At 36.4% G+C, this 13,037-nt stretch carries 8 protein-coding genes; 3 read left to right on the forward strand and 5 right to left on the reverse strand.

Translation table 11 applies throughout. The features are described 5' to 3' along the window. Positions 1–153: 153 nt before the first annotated feature. Positions 154–1,122 (forward strand): Rpn family recombination-promoting nuclease/putative transposase, encoded by a 969-nt coding sequence (locus tag OPR28_RS01270; RefSeq protein WP_265023327.1) that lies wholly within the window; start codon positions 154–156, stop codon positions 1,120–1,122. A gap of 402 nt (positions 1,123–1,524) precedes the next feature. Here OPR28_RS01270 and murB read toward each other — a convergent pair whose 3' ends face one another. Further along, positions 1,525–2,412 carry a UDP-N-acetylmuramate dehydrogenase gene (gene murB, locus OPR28_RS01275; RefSeq protein ID WP_265023328.1) on the reverse strand — a complete coding sequence of 296 codons (888 nt, stop codon included), beginning with the start codon at positions 2,410–2,412 and terminating at the stop codon, positions 1,525–1,527. Next, positions 2,403–3,281, reverse strand: a complete 879-nt coding sequence (hemC, locus tag OPR28_RS01280; protein WP_265023329.1) for a hydroxymethylbilane synthase — start codon at positions 3,279–3,281, stop codon at positions 2,403–2,405. Before hemC ends, murB begins: the two co-directional genes overlap by 10 nt. 884 nt (positions 3,282–4,165) lie before the next feature. Here hemC and odhB point away from each other — a divergent pair. Beyond that, positions 4,166–5,338 carry a 2-oxoglutarate dehydrogenase complex dihydrolipoyllysine-residue succinyltransferase gene (gene odhB, locus OPR28_RS01285; protein ID WP_265023330.1) on the forward strand — a complete coding sequence of 391 codons (1,173 nt, stop codon included), beginning with the start codon at positions 4,166–4,168 and terminating at the stop codon, positions 5,336–5,338. Positions 5,339–5,376: 38 nt separating this feature from the next. Here the strand turns inward: odhB and OPR28_RS01290 are convergent, their stop codons facing one another. Together OPR28_RS01290 and OPR28_RS01295 are read right to left on the reverse strand one after the other, a co-directional pair. Next, positions 5,377–6,159 (reverse strand): tetratricopeptide repeat protein, encoded by a 783-nt coding sequence (locus tag OPR28_RS01290; RefSeq protein WP_320157048.1) that lies wholly within the window; start codon positions 6,157–6,159, stop codon positions 5,377–5,379. 19 nt (positions 6,160–6,178) lie between these two features. Continuing rightward, positions 6,179–8,818 (reverse strand): tetratricopeptide repeat protein, encoded by a 2,640-nt coding sequence (locus OPR28_RS01295; RefSeq protein ID WP_265023331.1) that lies wholly within the window; start codon positions 8,816–8,818, stop codon positions 6,179–6,181. Positions 8,819–9,067: 249 nt separating this feature from the next. Here OPR28_RS01295 and secA point away from each other — a divergent pair, with 249 nt between their 5' ends. After that, positions 9,068–11,728 (forward strand): preprotein translocase subunit SecA, encoded by a 2,661-nt coding sequence (gene secA / locus OPR28_RS01300; protein ID WP_265023332.1) that lies wholly within the window; start codon positions 9,068–9,070, stop codon positions 11,726–11,728. Here secA and OPR28_RS01305 read toward each other — a convergent pair. Next, on the reverse strand, positions 11,712–12,647 hold the full coding sequence (locus OPR28_RS01305) for an ankyrin repeat domain-containing protein (protein WP_265023333.1): 936 nt from the start codon (positions 12,645–12,647) through the stop codon (positions 11,712–11,714). The two genes, secA and OPR28_RS01305, sit on opposite strands and share 17 nt — an antisense overlap. Between the last annotated feature and the right edge of the window lie 390 nt (positions 12,648–13,037).

Here is a 13,037-nt window from a genome sequence, read left to right on the forward strand (position 1 = left end):
CCGAGATACCGCGAATGAATCGCGGTATGACGGTTAAGTAATGCGTCATTCCGCTACCTGTTAGCGCCGCGGCGGCATAGCTATCTTCAAAAATATGGTTGAATAATTGTTAATAATAGTGTATAATTATTAATATTTTTAAGCACTTTGGCTATGGCTTTATCTAAGTTTCTCGACCCTAAGCTGGATTTAACCTTCAAAAAAATATTTGGCACTGAAAAAAATAAGAATATTCTCATACATTTTTTGAATGACATTTTAGGGTTTACTGAGATAAATACTATACAAGAAGTGGAATTCCTCAGTACTATAATGGATCCTGAAATTGCATCTGATAAACAAAGTATAGTTGATGTTCTTTGCAGGGATTCTAGTGGGGCCAGGTATGTGATTGAAATGCAGCTTACTCGCGATAAAGGCTTCGAAAAACGAGCTCAATTATATGCTGCTAAGGCTTACTCAAGGCAAGCTGATAAATCTGGTAAGTACATTGATTTAAAGAAGGTTTTCTTTATTGCTATCTCTAATTGTAATTTATTTCCTGATAAGCTTGATTATATATCCAGCCACACTATAAGAGATGAGAAAACCAATGAGCATGACTTAAAAGATTTTCAATTTGTATTTATTGAACTACCTAAATTTCCTAAGAATAAGGAAGAACAGCTAGAAAGCATAGTGGATCGTTGGTTATTTTTCTTCAAATATGCAGATGAAACTACGGAAGAAGACTTAAGGAAAATAGCAGAAAAAGCACCAATAATAAAGTTAGCCTACGATGAATTAGACAGGTTTAGCTGGAATGAAAAAGATTTAGTAGCTTATGAAGAAAGAATAATGGATCTACGGAAAGAAGAAGCCATTCTTGAATACAGACTTGACCTTGCTACTGAAAAAGGCATCCAAATTGGCGAAGAAAGAGGCATCAAAATCGGTAAAGAGGAAGGGAAAATTGAAGGGAAAATTGAAGGAAAAATCGAAGGAAAAATCGAAGGAAAAATCGAAGGAAAAATCGAAGTCGCAAAAGCAATGCTGGCTAACAATGTTGATGTCAACACTATTGTCAAATTTACTGGCCTTTCTATTAGTGAGATTGAAGAATTAAGTGTGAACGGTTACTAATTAAGAACTTTAATTATCAATCATAAATCACTGAATTTCGCTAGTAAATTTGTTGCCATTGTCCATATTGCACAATTGTATATAAGATATAGTATAACAATAGTGTCCGTTCAGCTAATACCAATTCCCACTGCACAATAAACGGATAGATAACAATGGAAAAAAAGCCATACTATTGCCTTTCTTTCTCACTCCACAATTAAATAACTCTACAATATCGCTTATTTGATTCACTAATAATGAGAATTGGTATAACTTTGCTATTTTTCTCTCTAGATTCTTGCAAAGTTCTACAAGATTAACCACATTACCTCACGGTTTCTCTATGATTATTTTTTTAGATTACTTGTTTACCTTATTTGCCGTTCTCCTGAACGAATATACATAAGCTATAAAAACTATCTAATAGCTACCCAAAACCCTTATTTCCCACTCAAGTTCAACATTAAATTTATCCTTTACTGCATCTTTTACTTTGTTGCCAAGGTTTTCCAAGTCAGATGCAGTTGCATTATCGTAATTGAGCAAGAAGTTACAATGTTTCTTAGAGATTCTAGCTCCACCAATATTTAACCCTAGGCAGCCAGATTTATCAATTAACTCCCATGCTCGGTAGTTTTTTGGATTTTTGAATATGCACCCAGCAGTTTTTCCTCTTATTGGCTGGCTTTTATTTTTCCTCTCAATAACTTCCTTTAACCTTTGCAGTATAAGCTCATACTCTGAGTTTACTCCTTTAAACTCAGCTTCAACAAAAATCCAATTTCCTTTTAGGCTATGTCCACGGTAAAAATACCCCATTTCTTCGCTGGAGAACTCATATAGGTTTCTATCCTCTAGATTCACTGCTTTTATGGATTGTACAACACTTGCGATATCACTACCATATGCACCTGCATTCATTTCTATTCCGCCACCAACTGTTCCTGGAATTCCAACTAGAAACTCCAACCCACTAATCTGCTGATTTCCCGCAAAGTGAGCAAGGTTGCTGAGCAGCACAGCTCCCCCAACTACAATAGAGTTGTTACCCTTACTTTTAATATATGCAAACTCCTTACCTAATTTTACTGTTATTCCTCGAATGCCACTATCTCGCACTATTATGTTGGATGTTGCACCAATAACGCTAACTGGCAGTTCAGTATTTTTAATCAAGTATGTTAAATCTTCAATATCACATGGTTTAAATAATACATCAGCTCGTCCACCAACATTTAACCACGTCGCTTTAGACATTAAGACATCATAACGATAGATTCCACGTACTTTAGGTAAGCTTATAAGCATTTTGATTTCAACTCTAATCCTGCATCCATACCCATTTTCTCCGCATCTTCTATAAATGAAGTGCGCTCAGTGAAGTATATATTTTTTCCACTTGCTAACATACAACGAAGGTGTAGCATATTTTCGCTCACATATTCAGCCAAAGCTGCAAGTGGTGTAAAACATGAACCATTCACTGTCTTCATAAAACTGCGCTCTGATTTCACTCCTATAAAAGACATATTATTATTAATTTTCTCTAAAAGATCGATAATTTTTACATCATTCCTTCTACATTGAATACAAACCGCCCCCTGCCCCACTGCACTTAACATAACTTTTGGTGGCAATACCTCTGTAATCAAGTGATGTTTTTCTAATCTTATGAGTCCTGCTTCAGCTAGAATTATTCCATCAAAACTTTGATTTTGCAATCTGGTTGTTACATTTCCACGTAGCGGTACTATATTTAAATCTGGTCTAACATTTAACAACTGAACTTTTCTTCTTATTGAAGAAGTGGCAATAGTAGCCTGCTGTGGCAAAGACTCAAGGCTATTGTGTTTATGAGAAATAAACGCATCGCATGAACTTAGCCTTTCTAAAACACAAGGAATTGTTAAACCCCCTGAGAAAAACGCAGGCATATCTTTTAGCGAATGAACTGCCATGTCTATATTATTTTCGAGCAATTCAGTCTCAATTTCTTTAATGAATAATCCTTTGCCTCCTATTTCAGCAAGATTTGCGTTTGCATACTTATCTCCAGAAGTTTTTATTTTAATAATTTCAATAGATAAGTTAGGAAAAGAATCCAGCAACTTTTGTTTTGCTTCCAAAGCCTGGGCAACTGCAAGCTTGCTTCCTCTGGTGCCTATTTTGACTAGCATGTGTACGATTGTTTGTCTGATGTCATTCAAGTAGCTAACTACTTGGATCCAGTTTATATAAACCTTTGCATTTATTGTACTTTAACTTAAAACCAAAAGCAACTTTGACTTTACAAAATAATAACCTTTTATATGCATAAATAAGCTTACTGGATTCTAGTACTTGCATGACAAGGTATAAACCTTATCGTCATACCACCGCGAACCGTCATACCGTCACGGTATCTCTAGATCCCGCTAACAAGCAGCGGGATGACGATTGTCGTTTAGCTATAAATATTAAAAAATTTACCAAGCGAAAAAAAAGGCAAAAGAAGCCCCGTGGTGGTTAGCTATTCACTATGTACTAAAATATCGGCGTTTTTTTTATTCTAAAACGCTTGATTAAGAGCGATTTAGCTGCTTTTAACTTGCAACTAACCTACACCGCAAGTGTTTAAGAAATTTACTAAGCAGGAAAAAAGGCAAAGAAACCCCGTAGTAGCTAGCATTCAAATTCTCCCTTGTCAATTTGACGTTTTTTGCTGTCTTAAACGCTTTGTAAGCGCGTTTCGGCTTATATAGGTAAAAACCTAAAAATTTTTAAAGACATGCGATGCACGTAGTGCGAAAAATTAAACATGAGACGCCAAATACCCTAAGTTTTTTGTCATTAACCTGCACAGATTGCGAAGATAAATAAATAGCTTCAGTTTCATGATAGGGGGGATGGCAAAGCTTGTCAAGGAATTTTTATGGCCTAGCGTCACGTGCTGGAATGACATTTGGGAATATGTTATCCGTTTGTCACTTCTAAATGATAAGAGCCTCAATGAATTTATTAGTTTATTACATGTCTCTTTTCATGTATAAATCTATAGAAAGTTTTATACGGAAGTTGTTTTATGAGCAAAATTATAGAAATCAGAGCACCAAAAACTCTTGGTGGTGAATCAGTTACGGAAGGTATAGTAAAAATAAAGAAAAATATTGGCGAGGCAGTAAAAGTAGATGATCTGATTTTTGAAATTGAGACTGATAAAACAGCACTCGAATTAACTGCAGAAGCTTCAGGGCAAATAACTGAATTTCTTATAAAAGAAGATGATGTAATAAGTCCTGATCAATTGTTAGCGAAGCTTTCCGTGGGAGAAGTAAAAGAGGAAGCGAAAAAAGAAGATAAAAGCGAAAGTTCTGCCAAAAAAGATGCTCCATCAGCTCGCAAAATTATGGAAGAAAATGCAATTAATGCAGAAAGTGTCAAAGGAACTGGCATGGGAGGCAGAATAACAAAAGCAGATGTGATAGGCCATATGAACAAAGCAGAACAGCCTGCAATAAAACAATATGAATTGCCAAAAAGTGTAGTAAATGGAGAGCAAAGAGAGGAACGAGTAAAAATGAGCAAAATAAGGCAAGTAATTGCCGCTCGTTTGAAAGCATCGCAAAATACTGCTGCAATACTGACCACGTTCAATGAAATTGACATGAAAAATGTCATGGATCTAAGAGCAAAATATAAGGATGCCTTTGAAAAAAAATATGGAATAAAACTTGGTTTCATGTCGTTTTTTATAAAGGCAGCAGTGCAAGCACTGAAAGAGATCCCTGAAATTAACGCTGAAATCTCAGGCGATGAAATCATATATAAACATTACTATGACATAGGTGTTGCTGTTGGCACTGACAAAGGCCTTGTTGTACCTGTTATTCGGAGTGCTGATCAGATGTCATTTGCAGAAATTGAGTTGACTTTAGTTGCTCTTGGCAAAAAAGCTCGCGAAGGTAAATTACAAGTATCAGAAATGGAAGGTGCAACATTCACTATCTCAAACGGCGGAGTATACGGTTCGCTTCTTTCTACTCCGATAATAAACCCTCCGCAATCTGGAATACTTGGAATGCATTCAATACAAAACAGGCCAGTTGCTGTTGGTAATGCAGTAGAAATCAGACCTATGATGTACATTGCTCTCTCTTACGATCACAGAATAGTTGACGGCAAAGGAGCAGTAACTTTCCTCGTTAAAATAAAAAATTATATAGAAGATCCAAATAGATTAGTTTTGGAAGTGTAGCTCAAATGAATTGTTGTTAATCCAGTATTGCTAAAAACCTAAATGTCATCTAGTTCTGCCAGCAGTTTAGCAACTTCCGGATGATCAGGGCCATAATGTTTCTCAAAAATAGGCAAGGCCTGTTCAAGCAATTCCTCTTGTTTCTTGTGATCGCCCAAAGCGCCATAGGCAATACCAAGATTTGCCAGTAGTTTGGCAACTTGAACATGACCAGAGCCATAATGTTTCTCAAAAATAGGTAAAGCTCGTTCAAACAACTCTTTTGCTTTCTGATGATCGCCAAAAGTGCCATAAACGATACCGAGGGTTGCCAGTAATTTAACAACTTCAAAATGGTCGAGGCCGTAATGTTTCTTTCGAATTGCTAGAGCCTGTTCAAGCAACTCTTTTGCTCTCCGAGGGTTACCTAAATCCCCATGGGCAATGCCGAGGTTTGCCAGTACTACAGCAACCATAAAATGATGGGAGCCATAATGTTTCTCAAAAATAGGTAAAGCTCGTTCAAACAACTCTTTTGCTTTCTGAAGATCACTCAGAGCCCCATAAACAATGCCGAGGTTTGTAAGTGTTTCAGCAACTTCAAAATGATCAGTTCCATAACGTTTTTCTTTAGCTGCTAAAACCAGTTCAAGCAACTCTTTTGCCTTCTGAGAATCGCCTAAATCTCTGTAAGCAATACCAAGGTTTGTAAGTGTTTCAGCAACTTCAGAATGGTCAGGTTTATAATGCTTCTCTTTAATTGCTAAAGCCCGTTCAAGCAACTCCTTTTTTTTCTTGCGATCACCTAAATCTCCATAAGCGTTACCTAAGTTTTCCAGTATTGTAGCAACTTGAAAATGATCAGAGCCATGTTGCTAAAGCCTGTTCGAGCAACTTTTTTGCTTTCTGAGGATTACCTAACTTCCCATAAGCGATACCGAGATTTTCCAGTAGTTTAGCAACTTCAGAATGGTCAGGTTTATAATGCTTCTCTTTAATTGCTAAAGCCCGTTCAAGCAACTCCTTTTTTTTCTTGCGATCACCTAAATCTCCATAAGCGTTACCTAAGTTTTCCAGTATTGTAGCAACTTGAAAATGATCAGAGCCATAATGTTTCTTGTCAATCGCTAAAGCCCGTTCAAGCAACTCTTTTGTTTTCTGAGGATTGCCTAAATCCCCATGGGCAATACCGAGGTTTTCTAGTGTTCCAGCAACTGTACAATGATCAGGTCCATAGAGTTTCTCTTTAATTGCTAAAGCCCATTCAGACAACTCCTTTCGTCTTTTAGGATTACCTAAATCAGAATATCCATTATCCATCCACGTTAACAAATCTACAAGATAATCCTTTTCTATTGCTTGTTTTTCATCTATGTGTGATAAGAACGCTTCTAAATGTGGTAACAACTGTCGTTTCTTAGCATAATCTTCTAATTTGTCACTGCCATAAGGGAAGCTTTCTTCCAGTAACTCAAAAGTCTTTTTCACAACTTTGTTTTTGCCTTGTTTTTCTAACTCTATCCTTATTACTTGCTGTACTAACCTGTGAATATTGACTAAATTTTGCTCTTCTCCTGAGTTGATCATTGAATATTGCTTAAGTAGTTGGATAGCATCACCTAACTTTTCTTCATTGCGTTCTACCCCTAAAAACATTTTTGCAGGAATATTGTCAGAGGCAATATAGGCGATAATATCTAAAATTTCTTTGGCTTGCTGACCATACTCTGGGGTATCTTTGATTTTATCAATAGTAATTCTCCAGGTTATAAAAGTTGTCTTGGTGTAGCTATTGTCGCTGTCTTTAGGAAACTTGAAATCAAGTAATTTTTCTGCTTCCTCTTTATACCTTTTTAAATAATCACTGATTTCAAACTTCAAGCCTACATTCTTTAATGCTATATCCCTTTCTTTTATGTATACAACTGCCTGCTGCAGAGCTAAAGGAAAATGCTGTAATGTTTCTGCTAGATTCTCTATTTCATTTTCTTGTGATTCATCTTTTATACCTAGTGCTTTTCTAATGAAGTCCATTGATTCTGGTTTAGTAAATGCACCCAACGTTAATGGTTTTATATCTCCCCATTTCTGATTACGAGAGGTAATCAAAACACTAGGTTTATTATCATCAGATAATAAAAAGTGGGACGGTAAAAATTGACTAATACCAGCATCTTGACCTTCACTTCTATACTCTTCTGCGTTATCAAAAACAAAAAGACTTTTTCTCTTTGCGAAAAAAACGTATATATCTCTTACAATAGATTCAATATCCCTATCTTTTGTAGGAATGCCTAAAAGACCTTTAGCTAATCTGAGAAAAGACTGCACCATGGTTTCATGGGTTTCAGCTTTTATCCATATAATATTGTTGTCATAATCTTTACTGTGTTTTTCAATATATTTTTTGGCCAGCTCAGTTTTACCTATTCCTCCCAACCCACTGATAGAAACCAGTTGCGATATTACTGTGGCTACACCTTGACTCTCTTGTATTGACTCATGCAGTTTTTCTAGCTCTGTTTTTCTTCCAGTAAACGATCCTACCGGGTTTCTTACCTCAAATCGAAAGCCTCCTAAGATTTCTTCTTTCATCTTGCGAAAGAATTCTCTTCCGTCTTCATGTGTAAGAAAACGTCTCCCTTTTTCTTTCAGCCAATCTAGCATTTTTTCTTGGAAGCGAGCATAAACATTTTTTCTGTCAATATCATTAAATTGCTCGCCCAGCTCATTCTTAATGATCTCTGCTAGTTTTATCTCGTTAGGCTGATTTACTGCAAATACTAACTTATCAAAAAATTCTTTTATATTGTCTTCCAACCTACCTTCATTCATCATTCGTCCAAATTCACGTTGCCACGTCTGATTTCTTTCCAATTTCCTTTTTGAGTTCTGATCTGGCTTGTTTTGGAGTTTTTTTATCTCCTCTTCTAATTCTTCCATCGCTTCTTCTACAGCACTTTCAAATGCTGGTTGCACTACTGAAATCATGTTATTGTGAATATAAGAGAACTTATATCTAGTGCCACCATCTTTAAAAAAGACATCACTAGTGTCGATTACTTCAACTAAAATTTCTATTTCCTCGTTTGGTCCTAAAGTTTTTACCCTCAACTTCTTCACTGTGTTTCGTGCTGTGCTTTGATCCAGATCAAAATCGATATTAGTACAGATAATAAAATCTTTCAGGTTACCATCTGCAAAATCTTGATTATTTTTGATCTTTAGGTAAGAAACAAAATACTTTGCTAATCCAAACTCACCACTTTTATCTTTTGTAAGTAAGTTCCCTACTCCAATTTTCTTGTTATCTTCATCTTGTGTGTGTTTAGCCTGCAAAAAACGGTATACTTTCTTACTACCTTGGGTACATTCAAATACTAAATCATCGAACTTTCTGGCCTCTTCTATTTCTGTACCTAAGCGAAAAGAGTGCTGATAGAGCACTCCTCGATGCAAAAATAGCATCAATACCTTTAGCTGGTAGATATTACCGTGCATAACTAGTTACCTCATACAGGCTGCTATAAATTTGTTTGATCTAGAATTAAAGATTACCAAACACCTAAAATAATGCAATAGAGTCTTTATGTGTTGATAGAAAGGCCTTCGAGGGTAGGAATTGCCTGGCAAACTCTTAATTCTTGATTTAAAAAAGACTTTCCAAAGACTCCCCGAATCTAATATGTAATTGCTGTAGGCTGCATTTAGTAATATAATCTCATATTAAATAAGACTTTACTTAAGTTTATGCTAGATTCTCCGCTAATTTTGACAGCCATTCTTATATTTTTCATTTTTACGTTGTCATTCTTTTTTATAAGAAAGATATTTGGGTCAACAAACAAGAAGATAATAAAATCCTTTAGGAAAATTGTTCAGCAAATAAATGCATTAGAAACAGAAATGCAGAGCTTATCTGATGAGGAGCTTGCTGGTAAAACTCAAGAATTCAAACGAGAATTGAAAAATGGGAAAACGTTAAATGATCTTCTCGTACCTGCATTTGCAGTTGTGCGTGAAGCCTCTCGAAGGTTTCTTAACATGAGGCACTTTGATGTTCAACTGATTGGTGGAATGGTGCTCCACAATGGCATGATATCAGAAATGAAAACAGGAGAGGGAAAGACACTCGTTGCAACTTTAGCAGCATATCTAAATTCCTTAGAAGGGAAAGGCGTACACGTCGTAACTGTTAACGACTACCTTGCAAAACGAGACACAGAGTGGATGAGCAAATTATATAATTCTCTTGGGGTTTCTGTTGCGTTTATTACGAATAACTTGACAGACGAAGAGAGGAAAGAGGCTTACAGTGCAGATATCGTGTATTCCACAAATAACGAGCTTGCCTTTGATTACCTGCGAGACAATATGAAATTTTCTCAAGAAGACATGGTTCAGAGAGGCTTTCACTACGGAATAGTTGATGAAGTGGACTCAATACTCATTGATGAAGCTCGCACTCCGCTTATTATTTCTGGCCCGGTTGAGGAAAACAATCAGATATATAAGCATATCAATAAAATAGTAACCAAATTAGTTGACTATGATTATGAAGTAGATGAAAAAGGTAGAACGGTATTCTTGACTGAAGATGGTATTTCACGAGTGGAGGAACTACTTAGGTCATACAATCTCATTCCTGAAAATTCCTCGCTCTATGATACTGACAGCATGATAATGACTCATTATATAGACCAGGCATTGCGCGCGCATAAGCTGTTCACTGCTGACAAGGATTATATAGTGAAAGATGGAAAGGTAGTGATTATTGATGAATTTACTGGGCGTATGATGGAGGGCAGGAGATATTCCGATGGTCTTCATCAGGCACTTGAAGCGAAGGAGAATCTTGAAATTCAGCATGAAAACCAAACTTTAGCATCGGTCACATTTCAGAATTACTTTCGTATGTACAATAAACTTTCCGGAATGACGGGAACAGCAGCAACAGAGGCAGAAGAGTTTCGTGATATATACAGATTAAATGTAGTAAAAATTCCAACCAATGTACCTGTAAAAAGAGTTGATATTGATGATGAAATTTACGGTACAGAAAAGGAAAAATTTAATGCTGTGTTGAAGTTTATAGAAGAATGCCACAAGCGCCTTCAACCGGTACTTGTTGGCACGGTGAGCATCGAAAACTCTGAGAAGCTTTCTGCGCTTTTGCAAAGCCATTCTCTTAAGCATTCAGTATTGAATGCTCGTTATCATGAACAAGAGGCGTACATAATAGCGCAAGCTGGGGTGCCAGGTAGTATCACTATAGCAACTAACATGGCAGGGCGTGGAACTGATATTCAACTCGGTGGAAATGCTGAAATGATCGCAAAGGTAGAGCTAAAGAAGATAAAAAATGCTGATGAAAAAGAAAAAAAATACCAAGAAATAGTCAAAAGAGTAAAAAAAGATAAGGAAATTGCTATAAAAGCTGGTGGTTTATGCGTGGTTGGAACCGAAAGACATGAAAGCAGGAGAATAGATGATCAATTACGCGGCCGTTCTGGCCGTCAGGGTGATCCTGGACTTTCTAAGTTCTTTTTATCACTTGAAGATGACCTAATGAGAATATTTGGTTCTGATAGAATGAGAAGCTTTTTACAAAAAGTAGGGTTAAAGAATAACGAAGCTATTCATCATCCATGGATCAATAAGGCACTTGAGAAGGCGCAAAAGAAAGTTGAAGCTAGAAACTATGATGTGCGGAAGTCTTTGCTTAAGTTTGATGACGTAATCAACAACCAACGTAAAGTTATTTTTAAGCAGAGAAACAATATCTTAGGCAATGAAATCAATGATTTGTTTGAAGTATATAGCGAAGTAAATGAGAGCGTAGTAGAAGGTATAATCCAAAGTGGCTATTACGAAGATTATGTTGAAGATATAGCCAAAGAATTCCATACAAGGTATGGAATAACGCTTGATAAAGAAGATTTAGCAAAGTTTTTGAATAAACAAGAAGCTTTGAATTATATAAATGATAAGATACAAGAATTTTTTACTGAGAAAGAAAAATATTTCAACAGTCAGCACACTACAGATTTGTGGAATACGATCGTGAAGCAAATGATGATAATGACACTTGATCATTTATGGAGGGAACACCTTTCAGTTCTAGAGAGCCTAAGACAAAGCATAAGCTTACGTGCCATGGGGCAGAAAGATCCACTGAATGAATTTAAACGCGAAGCTTTCTTGATGTTTGAGTCAATGCTTGAAAAATGGAAGGAACTCACCATTCATCGCTTAGCACACTTTAAGTTGGCAGACAACCAAGAGATAGGCAATAGGTTACATTCTGCGAGAAATAGCAGACTTCCCAAAGTCTCAAGAAACGACAAATGTCCTTGCAACTCCGGAAAGAAATACAAACACTGCCATGGTGCGGTTACTGTGGTGAATTAGGAGCTGTAGTCTGTCCACCTATGTTACTGCATCTAACCTCACTTAGCTTACTGTTTAATGAATGCTCTGATGACTTATATGCAACCCCATAGGAAATTCCACCAACGATCAGTGCAGATGCCACAGTAATTCCAACTATTGCTAGTGCAGGTAATGCAGTAGCATAAATGAGTGCTAATGGAGCAACAATGGCAGCTAATATACCTACAGTAATTCCTGCTGTTATAGCTTTAGGTCTATGAATAAATGATGGATCTGCACCATAATTTAGCAGAAGTTTCGCTACTTTTGGATGTTGATAATTTAGTCTTGGATGTTCACCATGAGTGTAATAAACAGCATAATATAAAGGAGTTCTTCCGTCTTTATCTTGTGCATTAACGTCTGCTCCCTCTTCTAGCAAAACTTCTACTACTTGTGTGTATCCATTCTCAGCAGCATAATGTAAAGGACTTCTTCCATATCTGTCCACTACATTAACATCTGCCTCTTTTTTTATAAGATGTTTTACTACTTCTATATGACCACTATAAGCAGCATAATGCAAAGGAGTCCCTTTATCTTCATTTTGTGCATTAACGTCTGCTCCTTCTTCTAGCAAAACTTCTACTACTTGTGCATGCCCATGCTGAGCAGAATAATGTAAGGAGGTTTTTTCCCATTCATCTTGTACATTAACATTAGCTCCGTTTTTTGTTAAGTATCTTACTACTTTTTCATAGCCATTTTCAGCTGCTATAAGTAATAAATTGCACTTGAGCACTATAAACGTGTAATTTATATCAAATTCGTTTTTTTTCCACTCATCATATATAAGTTGATTTTCCTGCTGCAGCTTATCTTTAATTCTATCAATTAAATTTTCCTTACTCAGATCTGGACTACTGTTGACTTCTTGTAGTATTAACCTTAATGTCATTTCCTTCTCCAAGATATAAAATTTTATTATGGCATATGGAGTGGATTATGTCAATGAAAAACTAAGAAACTGGTTCTTCTTTTTTTCTATAGCTTTAGGTTTACCTACAATTTGAAAAACAACAAATTCGTCATTCCGCTACTCGTTAGCGCCTCGGCGGTATGATGTAGGGAAACCTTTCTTGGGTTAGCTATAAAGTTAAAATTCGACCAGGGCAGCCGCAATAAGGTAGCAAACGCCATCATGTCTTTAGGAGAGTTTGCTAATGAAGGCTCTTAAGTTGACGCCATTGCCTGAACGGACAATGGCGTCAACTTAAGGAAAAATATCAGCGATAGTGTATAAAATTTCTCTCTAAAACTTTTACCATTAAATTATCCAGAAGCCGCA

This window comes from Wolbachia endosymbiont (group A) of Epistrophe grossularia (assembly GCF_947251435.1).
GTDB lineage: Bacteria > Pseudomonadota > Alphaproteobacteria > Rickettsiales > Anaplasmataceae > Wolbachia > Wolbachia pipientis.